Genomic DNA, 15746 nt, shown 5'->3' on the forward strand with positions numbered 1-15746 from the left:
GGGGCATGCCACCCGTGTGGAGCGACATCGCGCTGATCTTCGTGTTCATCCTGATCGGCGGCACCTTCGCCGCCGCGGAGATGGCGCTCGTCACGCTGCGCGAGAGCCAGGTGCGGCAACTCGCCACGAAGGGTAGCCGCGGAAGGGCGATCGAGCGCCTCACCGGCAACCCCAACCTGTTCCTCTCCGCCGTGCAGATCGGCGTGACCGTCTCCGGGATGCTGTCCGCCGCCTTCGGTGGAGCGACGATCGCCGACCAGCTCTCGCCGGTCCTCGTGGCGTGGGGGTGCCCGCGGCCTTCGCACGCCCGGTGGCGCTCGTCGTGGTGACGGGCATCATCTCCTACTTCTCCATCGTGATCGGCGAGCTGACGGCCAAGCGGCTCGCGATGCAGCGGGCCGAGTCGTTCGCGCTGGGCCTCGCGCCTCTGGTGTCGGGCATCGCGACGCTCGCCCGCCCGCTGATCTGGTTCCTCGACGTGTCCACCAACTTCCTGGTCCGGCTGCTGGGTGGGGATCCGGAGCTGGCGCGCGACGAGGTGACCGACGAGGAGTTGCGCGTCATGGTCTCGAACTCGTCGACGCTCGGCCTCGAGGAGCGGACGATCCTCGACGAGGTGTTCGTGGCGGGGGAACGGTCGCTGCGCGAGGTGATGGTGCCCCGCACCGAGGTCGACTTCCTGCCCGCCGACATGCCCATCGGGCTGGCCTACCGGGAGGTTCGGGGTGCCCGCGTTCCAGGTATCCGGTCACCGACGGATCGACCGACAGCATCGTCGGTTTCATCCACGTGCGGGACCTGATGGACGTCGAGGGCGCGGCCCGCAAGGGCGATGTCCGCTCGCTCGCCCGTGACGTGCTGTTCCTTCCGGAGACGGTCAGGATCCTGCATGCGCTGAGCGTGATGCGCGGCGCCCGCTCGCACATGGCCATCGTGCGCGACGAGTACGGCGGCACCGCAGGCATCGTCACGATCGAGGACCTCCTCGAGGAGCTGATCGGCGACATCACCGACGAGTACGACGTCGATGCCGACGCCGCGCGCCGCGAGGTGAACGAGATCGACGGCCTCACCACCATCGAGGAGTTCGCCGAGCTCACCGGCTTCATGATGCCGGAGGGGCCCTACGACACCGTCGCCGGCTACTTCATGGCGGAGTCCGGCAGGGTGCCCGTCGCCGGGGACACGGTCTCCTTCAGCCTTCCGCCGGAGCGCGACCCGGAGGGCCCGCACGCGCGGTTCACCCTGCGCGTGAGCGCCGTCGAGGGCAGGCGTGCCGCCTGGTTCACGCTGCGCCGCGAGGCGGTTGTGGAGGGGGAGCCCGATGCCTGACGACGGTGCGAGGCTGCTCACCGGACCCGAGGTCGAGCCCCTCCTGCGGGCGGCCGTCGAGCATCAGGGTGGCGTGCTGCAGAGCTGGTCGCTCGACCATGTCGACGCCGCGCCCGAGCATTCGACCACCGCCACGTATGTCGCGATGGTGCGCTGGCCGCACGGGGACAGGACCGAGCTGCTCGGCGTCTCGGCGCGCACGGGGAACTGCTGCCGACCGACGGCCGGGCGCTGATCTTCGAGGACGGGCACCGCAAGGTGGCGGTGTGGCTCTACCCCAACGACCCCGACCTGCTCGGTCTGCCCCGCGCGGCCTTCCCCGACCAGATGGCCGAGACGCTCAATGCGGGGCGGTGCTTGCGCGCCCCGTCACGGCCGGGCAACTGTCGCTGTCGATGATCGCCTACCGCCCCCGACGGCGCGCGGTGGTGAAGGTGGTCGTCAACGACCCACGCGAGGTGTTCTACGTCAAGGTGCTCCGGGAACGGGTGTTCTCGGAGATCCACCACAAGCACCTGCTGCTGCGACAGGCGGGTCTCCCCGCGCCCGAGGTGGCGCTGACCACGCCCGACCACCTGCTCGTCACCCGTGAACTGCCGGGCATGGCGCTCGCGAGGGCGCTGTTCGAGCCGGGGACCCGTGCATCGCGGAGGACCTGATAGCGCTCCTCGACGCCATGCCGCCGGCGGTCGCGTCGCTCGAGCGACGACCCCGTGGTCCGATGCGGTGGCGCACTATGCACGGATGGTGTCGGCGACCCTCCCCGAACTTGCCGACGAACTCACATGGCAGTCGTCACGCATCGCCGCGGGGCTCGCGGTCTTCCCGCCCGGGAACGAGCCGACCCACGGTGACTTCCACGAGGGCAGTTGCGGGTGGCAGGGGCCGTATCGTCGGCGTGCTGGATGTCGACACCATCGGCCCGGGCCGCCGCGCCGACGACCTCGCCTGCCTGATCGGGCACCTGTCGACCATCCAGCGGATGAACCCGCAACAGGAGGCCAAGGTCCGCGACCTGCTCGCCCGTTGGGTGCCGGTGTTCGATCGCAGGGTCGACCCCGTTGAGTTGAGACTGCGGGCCGCTGCGGTGGTCATCTCGCTTGCCACCGGGCCCTACCGGAGCCAGGAGATCGACTGGCGGCAGCAGACGATCGCGATGGTCCGCTCGGCGGGTGCCCTGGTGCGCCAGGTGACGACTTCCTGAGTGATCTCAACGAGGCCGAATCTCATCCACTGGGATCGTCGACGAAACTGAAATTCGTCTGCCTATTATTTCAGGTTCATAACTTTCTGTCCTCCGATGTGCGTTGCGCGGGCCCACAGGTAGGGTCACTGTTGCCAACGTCATCTCCTAGGAGGATCCTTCGTGAAGAAGTCCCTGCTGAGCATCCTGGCGGTCGCCAGCGCTTCCGCCCTCGCGCTCTCCGGCTGCGCCCAGCCGCCGAGCACCACCAGCCCTTCGGCCACCGGGGGCGCGTCGGCCCCGGCCACGTCCGCGCCCGCAGCCACGGAAGGTGCCGGAGCCAGCGACTTCCTCGCCTGCATGGTCTCCGACGCCGGCGGCTTCGATGACAAGTCGTTCAACGAGACCGCCTACAACGGCATGATGAAGGCCAAGGACGAGCTCGGCATCCAGACCAAGCAGATCGAGTCCAACGCCGAGGGCGAGTACGCCGGCAACGTCCAGTCGATGATCGACGCCAAGTGCAACATCGTCATCACCGTCGGCTTCGCCCTTGCGACCGCCACCGAGGCCGCCGCGAAGCAGAACCCCGACGTCCAGTTCACCATCGTCGACAACGGTTCCTTCGAGGGCGTCGACAATGCCCGTGGCCTGATCTTCAACACCGCCCAGCCCGCGTTCATGGCCGGGTACGCCGCCGCCGCAATGTCCACCTCGGGCACCGTCGGCACCTTCGGTGGCGCGAAGTACCCGACCGTGACGATCTTCATGGACGGCTTCGCGCAGGGCGTTTCGTACTACAACGAGACCAAGGGCGCCTCCGTCAAGGTCATCGGCTGGGACGAGGCCGCGCAGGACGGCCAGTTCGTCGGCGGCAACAACCCGTTCGGTGACATCCCCGGTGGCAAGAACACCGCCGCCACGCTGATCGCCCAGGGCGCCGACATCATCATGCCGGTTGCCGGCCCCGCCGGCCTCGGCGCGCTGCAGGCCGCCCAGGAGTCCGGTGGCAAGGTCAACGCCGTCTGGGTCGACACCGACGGCTTCATCTCGGCCCCGAGTTCGGCCCCAGATCGTGACCTCGGTCACGAAGGCCATGGACCTCGCCGTGTTCGACTCGATCAAGGCCTCGCTCGAGGGCACCTTCAGCTCCGACCCGTTCGTCGGCACGCTGGAGAACGACGGCGTCGCGCTCGCCCCGTTCCACGACTTCGAGTCGAAGATGCCCGAGGCCTGCAGGCCGAGCTCGATCAGATCAAGGCCGACATCATCAGCGGCACGATCGCGATCACCTCGCCGTCGCAGCCCAAGTGATGCACGCACACAACTGAAATCACACAGCCGGAGGAGGGCGCTGGGGACAGCGCCCCTCCTCCACTGTCTGACAACGCGGGTCACAGCCGACCCGCTACGCTGGCCCCAACGGAGGGCTAAGGGAGGACAAACCCGTGAGCACAACTGAACCGGCGACCGGATCCGCGGTGCTGTCGCTCCGCGGCATCACCAAGAGATTCGGGACGCTGACTGCCAACGACCAGATCACCGTGGATGTGGTCCCGGGCCGGATCCACTGCCTGCTGGGTGAGAACGGCGCAGGCAAGTCGACCCTGATGAACATCCTCTTCGGCCTGCTGCAGCCCGACGAGGGTGAGATCACGCTCGGTGATCAGCAGCTCGCCCTCACCAACCCGAAGCAGGCGATGGCCGCGGGCATCGGCATGGTCCACCAGCACTTCATGCTGATCCCGGTCTTCACCGTCGCGGAGAACATGGTGCTCGGCCACGAGCCGAGCCGGGCGGGCATCCTCGACCTGGAGTCGGCGCGTCGCAAGGTCCGTGAGCTGAGCGAACGCTACAAGCTCGACGTCGACCCGACGCGCTCGTCGAGGACCTCCCCGTCGGCATCCAGCAGCGGGTCGAGATCCTCAAGGCGCTCGCACACGACGCCAACTACCTCATCTTCGACGAGCCCACCGCCGTCCTCACCCGCAGGAGATCGACGAGCTGATGCTCGTGATGAAGTCCCTGCGTGACGAGGGCCGGGCGATCGTGTTCATCACGCACAAGCTCCGCGAGGTCCGTGAGGTCGCAGACGACATCACCGTGATCCGCCGCGGGAAGGTGGTCGGCATGGCGGAGCCGGGTACCTCCGAGGGTGAGTTGGCGGCCATGATGGTCGGCCGCTCCGTCTCCCTGACCGTCGACAAGACACCCGCCGTGCCCGGCGCGGACCGCATCGTGATCGAGAACCTCACGGTCGCCTCGCCCTCCGGTGCGGTCGCCGTCGACGACCTCAGCCTCACCGTGCGCGGGGAGAGATCCTCTGCATCGCGGGCGTGCAGGGCAACGGGCAGAGCGAACTGGCCGAGGCGATCCTCGGCACCATGTCGCCCAGCTCAGGCCGCGTTTCGCTCGACGGCGTCGACATCACCCACGCCAAGCCGGCCAGGACGATCAAGGCCGGTCTCGGTTACGTGCCCGAGGACAGGCACCGTGACGGCTTCGTCGGCGAGTTCTCCATCGCCGAGAACCTGGTGCTCGACAACCTCGACGAGTTCTCGAAGTTCGGGTCGCTCCACCTGCGGGCCATCGCCGACAACGCCGTGGCGCGCATCGAGGAGTTCGACATCCGGTCGAGCTCGCATACCCAGCCTGTGATGTCGCTCTCCGGCGGCAACCAGCAGAAGGTGGTGCTGGCCCGCGAGCTTTCGCGGCCCCTCTCGCTGCTGCTCGCCTCGCAGCCCACCCGCGGTGTTGACGTCGGCGCCATCGAGTTCCTGCACACGCGCATCGTTCAGGAACGCGACCGCGGCACCGCCGTCATGATCGTCTCCACCGAGTTGGAGGAGGTCGAGTCGCTCGCCGACCGGATCGCCGTCATGTACCGCGGCCGTATCGTCGGGATCGTCGACCCGGACACGCCGCGTGACGTGCTCGGCCTCATGATGGCAGGCGTGCCCTACGAGGACGCCGTCGCAACCACCCAGGAGGGAACCCATGTCTGAGCGCTCGACAGGCAGGCCGGCCTGGGTGCAGAACACGATCATCACGATCGCATCCCTCCTGCTTGCGTTCCTCGTCGGTGCCATCGTGATGGTGTTCGCCGACGCCGAGGTCGCCGCGAAGTGGACCTACTTCTTCACCCGCCCGGGCGACGCGCTCTCGGCGTCGTGGGACAAGATCGCCACCACCTTCCACGCCATGTGGGTCGGCTCGGTCGGATCGTGGGGCGCCATCACCAACACCACCCGTGAAGCAGCCCCGCTGATCTCCGCGGGACTCGCCGTCGCGGTCGCCTTCCGCGCAGGGCTGTTCAACATCGGTGCGCAGGGCCAGGCCATGGTCGGTGCGCTGTTCGCGGCGTACGTCGGCTTCACCGTGAAGGGCCTCCCGCTGTTCGTCCACCTGCCGCTGGTGATCCTGGTCGGCATGCTCGCGGGCGCGATCTGGGGCGGCATCGTCGGCATCCTGAAGGCGAAGTCCGGCGCGCACGAGGTGATCCTCACCATCATGATGAACTACGTCGCCTCCAGCCTGCTCGCGTACTTCATGCTGCAGCCCGCATTCCAGGCACCCGGCCGGGCCGATCCGATCTCACCGGTGCTCGAGTGGTCGGCCACCATGCCGCGCATCGCGGACAGCAGCCTGCACCTCGGCTTCCTGCTCGCCCTGATCGCGGCCTTCGTCATCTGGTGGCTGCTTGAGCGCACGAAGTTCGGCATCAACCTCAAGGCCATCGGCCTGAACCCCAACGCCGCCGCGACGGCCGGTGCATCCGTCAGCAATGTCACGATGGCCACCATGGCCATCGCCGGCGCCCTCGCCGGTCTCGGCGGCGTGATGATGGTGACGGCGCCCGAGGCGCTCACCGGCACCCCGCCGCAGATGACCGGCACGATCATCGGCACGCTCGGATTCGACGCCATCACGGTCGCCCTGCTGGGACGGTCACGCCCGCTCGGGTCATCTTCGCGGGCCTGCTGTTCGGGCCCTCAAGGCGTCGCGCCGCACCATGGTGACGATGGCCGACACCCCCGACAAACTCACCGACCTGATCCAGGCCCTCGTGGTGCTGTTCGTGGCGGCCCCGGCCTTCGTCGTGTGGCTGTTGCCGTTCCTGAAGGAACGTAGGTCCAGGCCCACCCGGAACGAGCCCAAGAAGGCGGAGGTGGCTGCGGCATGAGCAGCGAAACGGTTGTCATCACCCCGAGATCGCGGCGATGGAACGGATCGAGTCGCCGGCCGCCAAGGCCCAGCGCCTCTCGACGGGATCGCTCGTCACGGTGATCGGGGTCGCGCTCCTCGCGATGGCCTTCACCCTCACCAAGTCGGGCATCATCGCGCTGTCCGACGCGTTCGACGACGTGCAGCTTCCGAGCATCGAGGTGCCGGGCACCCCGACGGTCGCGATCTGCGCCCTGCTGGTGATCGCGTCCGGCATCGGAATCCTGTCCGGCAGGCTTCCCAAGGGATGGCGCAACGTCGCGGGCATCGTGGCGGGCCTCGGGGTGCTCGTCGGATTCCTGGTGTGGATCGCGGCCAGCTCCACCCTGCCCTTCACACTGACAAGCCAGCTCAACCTGACCCTCGCCTACGCCACGCCGCTGTTCTTCGGCGTGCTCGGTGGCGTGCTCGCTGAGCGGGCCGGTGTCGTCAACATCGCGATCGAGGGCATGTTCCTCACGGCCGCCTTCGCGGCGTCGCTGACCTTCTCCCTGACCCAGTCGTTCATCGCGGGCCTGTTCGCCGCCGCGCTGGCGGGCGTCATGATGGCCGGCGTGCTCGCGCTGTTCACGCTCAAGTACCTCGTCGACCACGTCATCATCGGCGTCGTCATCAACGTGCTGGCCACGGGACTCACGGGCTTCATCTACCAGCAGCTTGTCGCCAAGGACCTGGCCACCTACAGCAACGTGCGGCCGATGATGCCGATGGCTGTTCCCGGTCTCGACAAGATCCCGTTCATCGGGCCGATCCTGTTCAACCAGCGGCCGCTGACCTACATCGCGTTCTTCTCGATCATCCTCGTGTGGTTCCTGATCTACCGCACGAAGTGGGGACTGCGGGTCCGCGCGGTCGGGGAGCACCCGCACGCTGCAGACACCGTCGGCATCAACGTGGTGGGCACCAAGGCCTCCGCGGTGCTGCTGGGAGGTGTGTTCGCCGGCCTCGGCGGCGCATACTTCACCATCGGCTCGGTGGGTGCCTTCCAGGACAACAACCCGACCGCCGGCAACGGCTTCATCGCGCTGGCCGCCGTGATCATGGGCCGCTGGAACCCGATCCTCGGCGCGCTCACCGCGCTGTTCTTCGGCTTCCTCCGGGCGCTCGCGCAGACCACCAAGCCGATGGCGCTGCCGATTCCCAGCGAGTTCATCGAGATGCTGCCCTACATCGCGACCATCGTCGCCGTCGCCGGGCTCGTGGGTCGCGTCCGCGCGCCCGCGGCCGACGGCGCCCACTTCGTCAAGACACACTGACATGGGCATCGACTGGGAGGCCCTGCGGGCTGAGGCGGTCGCCCTCGCCGCCCGCGCGTACGCGCCCTACTCCGGGTATCCGGTGGGGCGGCGGCGCTGGTCGACGACGGGCGGATCGTGTCGGGCTGCAACGTGGAGAACGCGGCCTACGGCGTGGTGCTGTGCGCAGAGTGCGGGCTCGTCTCCTCGCTGTTCGCGGGCGGCGGGGCCGCCTGGTGGCCTTCACCTGCGTGAACCGGCTGGGCGAGGTGATCACGCCCTGCGGACGCTGCAGGCAACTGCTGTTCGAGCACGGCGGATCGGATCTCCTGCTCGAAACCCCGGCGGCATCGTCACGATGGCGGAGCTGCTTCCCAGGCCTTCGGCCTGACGACCTCACCCACGCCAGGAGCTGAAGGAGCCGCCTTGCTGAGCACCGGGACGATCAGGACGCTGCCGAAGGTCGCACTGCACGACCACCTCGATGGTGGGCTGCGGCCCACCACGGTGGTGGAGCACTGCGCCGAGGTGGGGCACACCCTGCCGAGCACCGATCCCGCGGAGCTGGGGAGTGGTTCTACGAGGCGGCCGACTCCGGGTCGCTCGTGCGTTACCTCGAGACGTTCGAACACACCGTCGCGGCGATGCAGACCGCTCCGCACCTGGCCCGCGTGGCGCGTGAGTTCGCCGTCGACCAGGCCGCCGACGGGGTGGTCTACGCCGAGGCCAGGTGGGCACCGGAACAGCACCTGCAGCGTGGGCTCAGTCTCGAGGGCGCGGTGGAGGCGGTGCGGGACGGTCTGGCCGAGGGCATGCGGGAGGCCGCGGCCGCAGGCAACCCCATCGTCGTGCGGCAGATCGTCACGTCCATGCGGCACGCGGAACCCACCCTGGCGATCGCGGAACTGGCGCTCGCCTACCGCGACGACTCGGTGTGCGGCTTCGACATCGCGGGAGCCGAGGACGGCTTCCCCCACGGCGGTTCGCGCCCGCCTTCGACTTCCTGAAGCGCAACAACATGTTCTTCACCATCCATGCGGGGAGGCCTTCGGGCTCCCGTCGATCTGGGAGGCCGTGCAGGTGTGCGGCGCGGACCGGCTCGGGCACGGCGTACGGATCGTGGAGGACATCCGGATCACCGACGGCATCGCGAAACTCGGGAGGCTGGCCGCCTACGTGCGTGACAAGCAGATCCCGCTCGAGGTGGCCCCGTCGTCGAACCTCCAGACGGGCATCGCGGCCGTGCTCTCCGAGCACCCCGTCGAGCTCCTCAAGGACCTCGGCTTCAACGTCACCATCAACTGCGACAACCGGCTGATGAGCGCCACCACCATGACGGCCGAGTACGCCCGCCTGGTGGAGACGTTCGGCTGGGACCTGGACGACATCGAGCAGACGACGGTCAACGCGATGCGTGCGGCGTTCCTGCCGCACGACCAGCGCGAGACCATCGTCCGCGAGGTGATCCGGCCGGCCTACGAGGCCGCCCGGAACCGCTGACGTGGACGCCCGCGGATCATCCCGGCGCCCGGCCCGGACACGAGACGGGTGAGCGTGCGGCGGGTGTCCCCGACCGGCGCGGCCGGTGATGTGGTGGGTCACCTGGTGGCCGCCAACGACGAGTGGCTCGTGGTGCTCCCCGACGACAGGGCGCCGTCTGGGTGCCGCGGGCCGAGGCGACCGCCATCCGGGCCATCCCTGTGCGCACCGTGCTGCCCGCCTCCGACGCGGAGGCCGTGGAGCGCGTCCTCGACCTGACCTGGCCCGGGCTGCGGCGCGCCCGCCTGGGCGGCTGGCTGCTGCGCGAGGGGCGGGGGCCACCGGGCGCGCCAACTCGGTGCTCGCGGTCGGCGACCCGGAGCTCCCCTTCCCGGAGGCGCTGGCCGCCGCGGCCGACTGGTACGGCCGGCCGGCCACGCTGCAGGCCGTGCTCGGTGGCCGGACGGCGGACGCGGCGCTCGCCGCGGGGATGGCCGTCACCCGGGAGACGCTGGTGCTGGTGCGGGCGGCTCCGGAGGGCCGGATGCGTCGGACGCGATCCTGACGGACGCGCCGGACCGGGCATGGGTCGCGGTCGCGGAGCAGGAACCCGGGAGGCTGGAGGAAATGGGCGGAGCGCCCGCCTCATACCTGCGGATCGGTGATGACGCCGTCGGGAGGGTCGCCGTCAACGGGCGGTGGGCCGTCCTGACCGACATCGCGGTGCGGCCCGATCGGCGGGGAGCGGGCTCGGGCGGGCCGTGACGCGCGCACTGATGGCCGAGGGCACCGCGGGGTGCCCGGTACCTCGCCCTGCAGGTCGAGGCGGGCAACGAGGAGGCGCTGGGCTGTACGGGTCGCTCGGGTTCGTCGAGCATCACCGCTACGGCTATCTGACCGGCAGCCCCTAGTCCCTCAGCTCCGCGAGGCGAACACCACCAGGTTCGGCTGGGCGGCGAGCGCGACCCCGGGTCGATCAGGCAGGTGAGCACCACGAGGTCGTGCGCGCCGTCCGCCCAGATCCGCGCGTCCTCCGCGGTGGCCTGCTTGCCCTGCACCTCCACGGCGGTCACCACGAAGGATGCGTCCTCCAGCAGGATCGGATCGCCGGGCCGGATGTGGATCTGCGGCTCGTCGCCGCCGGCGACCCGGTCGGCGAACGCGTTGCCCGGCCCATGGCCTCCGCGCACGGAGTGCAGGCCGACGATGACGGTGTCGCCGGACGGGTCCGCGGGATCGCTGAAGTCGCGGTACCAGTAGGCGTCCGTGAGGGTGGGTGGGTTGATCGTCCCTCCTGTGACCACCGCGGAGCGCAGCGGCACGGAGAGCCCCTGTGACGGGGCGTCGAACGTGAGCCCGGTGTCCTCGGCCTGTGCCTCGGCCTCGGTCGGCAGGTCGACGGCGATGCGGGTCCCCGCGAGATCGCGGGCGCATCAGACGGAAGCGGCGGTGCCGACCGGAACCAGGTTCCGGCCAGCACCGCCGCCACCACCGCGGCCGTCAGGGCGAACACCGTCCAGGTGACGGTGCCCGCCCTGCGGCCTCGGGTCACGCGCGTCGGCGACGCAGCGCCATGAGGCCACCGAACGCGGCCAGCAGGGCCGCCACGCCCGCGCCGATGAGCGGGGCGACGGGGCGTCCCGCGCCCGCCTCGGCACCGGTCTCCGAGTCGGGGCCCAGCGGCTTGGCGTCGAAGGTGTTGAGCACGGTGAACTCCGCGTCCTCACCAACCGTGACCGTCTCCGGGAGATGGTCGAGGAGGCCGCGCCGCCGGTGACCGGTTCGGTCAGCGAGCAGCTCGCCCCCAGCGGCAGGTCCACGTACGTGGCGGTCAGGGCGGTGCCCTTCGACAGCGTCACGCGTCCCTCGTCCTCCAGCTCGATGCCGTAGGTCTCGCCATCCACCACGGCCGTGCACTCCAGCTGGACCACGAACTCGGTGTCGGCGGGAACCTGGGCGGCGCCGGTACCCCCGATGAGCTTGGACACCTCAACCTGGCCGAGGTCGAACCGGTTGGTCACCTCGACCGCGGTGGCCTCGTCGGGGTTCAGGGTGACGGGGCCCTCGGGGAGAAGGTGGTGCTGGTCGCACCGCCGGTGACCGGCTCGGTGACGGTGCAGGTCGCGTCGGCCCACAGGTCACGGATGGTGGCCTCGAGGCCGTGCTCGCCGCCGAAGGGATGTCGGCGTTGAAGACCTCGCGGTCGTCCGCGTCGACACACACCACGTTGAGCAGGAACTCGTCGGTGCTGTAGAGCTCGACACCGTCTCCGACCACCAGCTTGCTCAGTGCAAGCTCGGAGGTGCGGAAGGCGTTGCGGAACTCCACCGCGTTGGCGGTGCCCTCCTCGTCGTCGGCCACCAGGATGCCCGAGTTGACCGGCCCTCCACGGAGCCGTCCGACGGCTCCTCGCCGGGCTGCTCTGTCGGCTCGGTGGTGGGCTCCCCGGTGGGCTCAGTGGTCGGCTCGGTGGTCGGCTCCCCGGTGGGCTCGTCGGTCGGCTCCCCGGTGGGCTCGTCGGTCGGCTCCTCGACCACGGCGGTCAGCCAGGTCGACTCGACGCTCTCGAGGTTCAGGGCCTCCGCCTCGGTCACCTCACACGAGGTACCCGCGACGAAGCCGGTCAGCACGCGCGTCTCGCCGTCGGCCAGGCTGAAGCGCATCGGCTCACCCGGCTCGAAGCCCTCGGCCACGACGGCCCGGTCGAGGAAGGTGCACTCGACGGTGAAGTCGAACGACCCGTGGTCGACCGGTTCCCCGTCGGCGTCGAACGCCGACCTCGTGATCAGCTTGCTCACCTCGAGCGAGGCGAGGTCGTAGTCGTTGGTGACGGTGATCTCCGCGGGCTCGTCGCCCACGGTGACCGTCTCCGGCGTGATCTCGGTGCGTGCCGCGCCACCGTCGACCGGCTCGGTGAGGGTGCACCGCGCGCCGACCGGCAGGTTGTCGTAGCTGACGCTCAGCCCGTGGCCGGGGAGAGGGTCGCCAGGCCGTCGCCGTCCAGCGCGACGTCGACCGTCTCGCCGTCCACGTCCGCCACACAGGCGAGCTGGACCTGGAACTCGGTCGACTCCGGCAGGAACTCTGCGCCCGTGCCGTCGATCACCTTGGTGACGGCGACGGAGCCGACGTCGAAGGTGTTGGTGACGGTCACCTCGGCCGGGCGGCCGGGTCGAGCGTGATCGGGCCCTCCGGGAGAACGTGACGTGCGTCGCGCCGCCGGTGACCGGCTCCGTGATGGTGCAGGTGGCGTCGGCCCACAGGTCGCCGATGGTGGCCTCGAGGCCGTGTTCGCCGCCGAGGTTGACGGTGCCGTTCCACACCTCGCGCTCGTCACCGTCGACGCACACCACGCCGACGACGAACGCGTCGGTGCTGTAGCGCTCCGCCCCCTCACCGGTGACGACCTTGGTGATCGCCAGCTCGGAGGTGGTGAACGCGTTGCGGTACGTCACGGAGTTGCCCACGCCGTCCTCGGGATCGGCGACCAGCGTGCCGGTCGCATCCGGGCCCTCGGTGGTGGCGGTCCATTCCTCGGCGGCCCACGTGTTCTCGACGGAGTCGAGGTTGTGGGCCTCACCCTCGGTGACGTCACAGGCGCTGCCGGTGGGCAGGCCGGTGAGGACGCGGCTCTCGCCGTCGGCCAGCTGGAACGTCATGGGGTGGTGGTGAAGCCGGTCGCGAGGACCGGACGGTCCTGGAAGGTGCACTCGACCGTGAAGTCGAACTTTCCGTGGTCGACCGGCTCACCCGAGGCGTCGAGCGCCGACTTCGTGATGTCCTTGGTCACCTCGAGCGAGGCGGCCGTGAACGTGTTCGTGACGGTGATCTCGGCCTGCTCGCCGCCGACGACGACGGTCGCGGGCGTGATGTCCACGGCGACCGCGCCTCCGTCGCCGGGCTCGGTCAGCGTGCAGCTGGCGCCGATGGGCAGGTTCTCGTAGGTGGCCTCGAGCGAGGTCGCCTGCGACAGGGTGACGAGGCCGTCGTCGGGCAGCGGCAGGGTGACCTGCTCGCCGTCGATGTCGGCCACGCACTCGAGCTGGACGGAGAACTCGATCTCGGGATCGATCAGGTTCGCGCCGTTGCCGGCCAGGGCCTTGGTGACCCCGATGGAGCCGACGTTGAAGGTGTTGGTCACCGTGACGGCGGTCGGTTCGGACGGGTCGAGCGTGACCGGACCCTGGGGGCGATCACCGTGTCGGTGGCGCCGCCGTTGCGGGTCTCGGTGACCGTGCAGGTGGCGTCGGCCCACACGTCGCTGATCTTGTAGGTCAGGTCGTGTTCGCCGCCGAGCGTGATGCCCTCCTTGTACCAGACGCGGTTGTCGTCGCCGTCAACGCAGGAGACGGTGAAGGTGAACTCGCGCTGGCCCCATTCGTCGGCACCGTCGCCGGTGACGATCTTGGTGAGCCACAGCTCGGAGGTGGCGAAGTCGTTGGTCCACGACTGGGTGTTGGCCGGCTTGCCCTCTGCATCCGGGGCGAGCGTGATCGACTCCGACAATCCGGTGCCGGTGCCGCTCTCATCCCCGGCGGTCCACTCGGTGGTGACGGTGTCGATGTTCAGCGGCGCGGACTCCGTGACGGTGCAGGCGGCGCCGGCGGGCAGGCCCGTCAGCTCGCGGGACCCGCCGTCGGCCAGGGTGAACTTCATGGGGAGGCGTCGAAGCCGTCGGCAACGACCACCTCACCGAGGAAGGTGCACGTCGCGGAGAAGTCGAAGGTGCCGTGGTCGAGCGCGTTGCCGTCCTGGTCCTTCGCCTTCGTGCCCACCGTCTTGTCGACCACCAGCGAGGCGAGGTCGTAGCGGTTGGTGGCCGTGATGGTGGCCGCGTTCTCCGCGTCACGGGAGGTGACGGTGACCTCGGTCGCCTCGAAACCGGTCGCGCCGGAGCCCGGCTTCTCGGTCACGGTGCAGGTCGAGCCCCACGGGATGTCGCTGACAGTGACCGGCTCGCCGGCCTTCAGCGTCAGGTTGGCGCGGTCGCCGAGCACGACGTCCTCGCCGACCGAGACGCACGACAGCGTCAGGTCGAACGAACCGGGCGCAAACGAGGCTGCCTCGCCGGTGACGACCTTCTCGATCGTCAGCGGCGCGACGGCCAGCGCGACGCCGACCTTGTTCGACTCGTTGCGAGGGATCCACCTGGTGCTACCGCCGTCGACCGCGCGGGCCGCCTGGGCGATGTTGTTCCAGGCGATCGTGTCGCCGTCGACGATGGGGACTGGGCCGGGGTGGTGGTGGTGATGTCCATCTTGACGGTCCCTGCGGGGCCAGTTGATCCTTGAACTCGAACTGGAACTTCAGCGCCTGCGTGTCGGCGGGCAGGCCGACGCTCCAGCCGTTGGCAGGGGACACCTCCTCGTCGGCCAGCACCCACGCGACATCCGGGCAGGATCCACCCTGGTTGAGGTCGTTGGGGCAGATGTCGGCGTTGGTGGTCGTCCAGACGGTCACCTTGCTGACGGACCCGCGTTCGGCTCCGACGAGCGAGACCGACTTGGGGATCGGCCGCCACTGCGAGCCCCGCTTGTTGTCGACGATCACCGTGGTGTCGTTGACTGCGGGCAGTTGGTCGAGGGCCGTGAGTTGGTCGTAGGGCAGGTTGCCCGTGTTGACCCAGGTGAGTCGCCAGACCTCATCGCCGCCGGGCTTGGTGACGGGCACGCAGCCACCGACGTAGAAGCCGTCCTCGTCGGCGGTGCAGCCGGTATTGCGGGTGTCGAGGACGCCGAGCTGGGTGTCGATTGCCCGGACAGCCTTGAAACCTCGTAGGGCACCTGCGGAGCTCATCTTCACGGTGGAGGTGTTGGTGCACTCCCTACCGTCCAGCGTTCCATCGCACTCATCCCACGGGCGCTCCCCGGAGATACCTGTGGTGTTGGTGACCGAGGTGTTCGCGGTGAGATTGGGTCGTGACTTCATCGCGACGGTGACGGTGTAGGTCTGGCCCACCTCGAGCACGGTGCCCTTCGGGAACGTGAAGGTGAGCTTCGTGGGCGTTACCGCGACGTCGACGTCAGTCGGGTCGACGGGCATGGCCGGGCCGTTGGGCGGGGTGGGGCGAGCCCCAGCAGGGAGTACCCGTAGGGCTGGGATGCATCCTCATCGAGGAGCAGCAGCGGGCCCTCGGCATCGCTCGGGAGCGTGTCCGTGATCACCGGGTCGGTGATCGCGATCTCGCCGCTGTTCGTGAAGGTCAGCGTGTACGTGATGGGTGAGTCAGGGCCCGGGATTGCGCGCTCGCGGACTTCTTGACCGTAACCTTGCTGCGGCGATGCGCGTATGTG

The 15746-nt window shown here is 69.4% G+C and carries 15 protein-coding genes and 5 pseudogenes; 11 read left to right on the top strand and 9 right to left on the bottom strand.

The annotated features are described in order from the left end of the window. Positions 1-5: 5 nt before the first annotated feature. The 11 genes and pseudogenes from G7085_RS17680 (at position 6) to G7085_RS17725 (ending at position 10018) form a co-directional block, all read left to right on the top strand. Positions 6-1332: pseudogene (locus tag G7085_RS17680) on the top strand (hemolysin family protein). Then, positions 1325-2536 (top strand): annotated as a pseudogene (locus G7085_RS17685) (phosphotransferase). The pseudogenes G7085_RS17680 and G7085_RS17685 overlap by 8 nt, the downstream one beginning before the upstream one ends. 162 nt (positions 2537-2698) lie before the next feature. Continuing rightward, entirely contained in the window at positions 2699-3829 is a 1131-nt protein-coding gene (locus G7085_RS17690) for a BMP family ABC transporter substrate-binding protein (RefSeq protein WP_331715764.1), read from the top strand. A gap of 134 nt (positions 3830-3963) precedes the next feature. Next, positions 3964-5520: pseudogene (locus G7085_RS33085) on the top strand (ABC transporter ATP-binding protein). After that, a complete protein-coding gene (locus G7085_RS17700; protein ID WP_197511925.1) occupies positions 5513-6646 on the top strand; it encodes an ABC transporter permease in 1134 nt (377 codons plus the stop codon). The pseudogene G7085_RS33085 and the gene G7085_RS17700 overlap by 8 nt, the downstream one beginning before the upstream one ends. Before the next feature lie 89 nt (positions 6647-6735). Next, positions 6736-7995, top strand: coding sequence for an ABC transporter permease (locus G7085_RS17705; RefSeq protein WP_197511926.1), 1260 nt, complete (start codon positions 6736-6738; stop codon positions 7993-7995). 1 nt (position 7996) lies between these two features. After that, a pseudogene (locus G7085_RS17710) lies at positions 7997-8390 on the top strand (cytidine deaminase). 189 nt (positions 8391-8579) lie between these two features. Beyond that, the gene (locus G7085_RS33090) at positions 8580-8981 is read left to right on the top strand and encodes a hypothetical protein (protein WP_331715765.1); all 402 of its coding nucleotides are present in this window, start codon (positions 8580-8582) and stop codon (positions 8979-8981) included. A gap of 34 nt (positions 8982-9015) precedes the next feature. After that, positions 9016-9474, top strand: a pseudogene (locus G7085_RS33095) (adenosine deaminase family protein); the annotation flags it as partial. Positions 9475-9537: 63 nt separating this feature from the next. Beyond that, on the top strand, positions 9538-9732 hold the full coding sequence (locus G7085_RS17720) for a hypothetical protein (protein WP_197511927.1): 195 nt from the start codon (positions 9538-9540) through the stop codon (positions 9730-9732). A 79-nt stretch (positions 9733-9811) separates the two neighbouring features. Beyond that, on the top strand, positions 9812-10018 hold the full coding sequence (locus G7085_RS17725) for a hypothetical protein (protein WP_197511928.1): 207 nt from the start codon (positions 9812-9814) through the stop codon (positions 10016-10018). Here the strand turns inward: G7085_RS17725 and G7085_RS17730 are convergent. The 9 genes from G7085_RS17730 to G7085_RS27435 form a co-directional block, all read right to left on the bottom strand. Beyond that, positions 9951-10775: a sortase family protein gene (locus tag G7085_RS17730; RefSeq protein ID WP_197511929.1), complete on the bottom strand. Its 825-nt coding sequence runs from the start codon at positions 10773-10775 to the stop codon at positions 9951-9953. The genes G7085_RS17725 and G7085_RS17730 overlap by 68 nt on opposite strands. Before the next feature lie 111 nt (positions 10776-10886). After that, positions 10887-11474 carry a DUF5979 domain-containing protein gene (locus tag G7085_RS17735; RefSeq protein WP_197511930.1) on the bottom strand — a complete coding sequence of 196 codons (588 nt, stop codon included), beginning with the start codon at positions 11472-11474 and terminating at the stop codon, positions 10887-10889. Continuing rightward, on the bottom strand, positions 11443-11814 hold the full coding sequence (locus G7085_RS17740; RefSeq protein ID WP_197511931.1) for a hypothetical protein: 372 nt from the start codon (positions 11812-11814) through the stop codon (positions 11443-11445). The genes G7085_RS17735 and G7085_RS17740 overlap by 32 nt, the downstream gene beginning before the upstream one ends. Further along, positions 11739-13112, bottom strand: coding sequence for a DUF5979 domain-containing protein (locus tag G7085_RS17745; RefSeq protein WP_197511932.1), 1374 nt, complete (start codon positions 13110-13112; stop codon positions 11739-11741). Before G7085_RS17745 ends, G7085_RS17740 begins: the two co-directional genes overlap by 76 nt. Further along, positions 13109-13594, bottom strand: a complete 486-nt coding sequence (locus G7085_RS17750) for a DUF5979 domain-containing protein (protein WP_197511933.1) — start codon at positions 13592-13594, stop codon at positions 13109-13111. The genes G7085_RS17745 and G7085_RS17750 overlap by 4 nt, the downstream gene beginning before the upstream one ends. Next, entirely contained in the window at positions 13591-14109 is a 519-nt protein-coding gene (locus tag G7085_RS17755) for a DUF5979 domain-containing protein (RefSeq protein ID WP_197511934.1), read from the bottom strand. Before G7085_RS17755 ends, G7085_RS17750 begins: the two co-directional genes overlap by 4 nt. Beyond that, positions 14106-14675: a DUF5979 domain-containing protein gene (locus G7085_RS17760; RefSeq protein ID WP_331716022.1), complete on the bottom strand. Its 570-nt coding sequence runs from the start codon at positions 14673-14675 to the stop codon at positions 14106-14108. Before G7085_RS17760 ends, G7085_RS17755 begins: the two co-directional genes overlap by 4 nt. Next, positions 14608-15495, bottom strand: coding sequence for a hypothetical protein (locus G7085_RS17765; protein ID WP_197511936.1), 888 nt, complete (start codon positions 15493-15495; stop codon positions 14608-14610). Before G7085_RS17765 ends, G7085_RS17760 begins: the two co-directional genes overlap by 68 nt. After that, positions 15459-15743: a hypothetical protein gene (locus tag G7085_RS27435; RefSeq protein WP_197512960.1), complete on the bottom strand. Its 285-nt coding sequence runs from the start codon at positions 15741-15743 to the stop codon at positions 15459-15461. The genes G7085_RS17765 and G7085_RS27435 overlap by 37 nt, the downstream gene beginning before the upstream one ends. Positions 15744-15746: the final 3 nt, after the last annotated feature.

This window comes from Tessaracoccus coleopterorum, assembly GCF_011174705.1.
Taxonomy (GTDB): Bacteria; Actinomycetota; Actinomycetes; order Propionibacteriales; family Propionibacteriaceae; genus Arachnia; species Arachnia coleopterorum.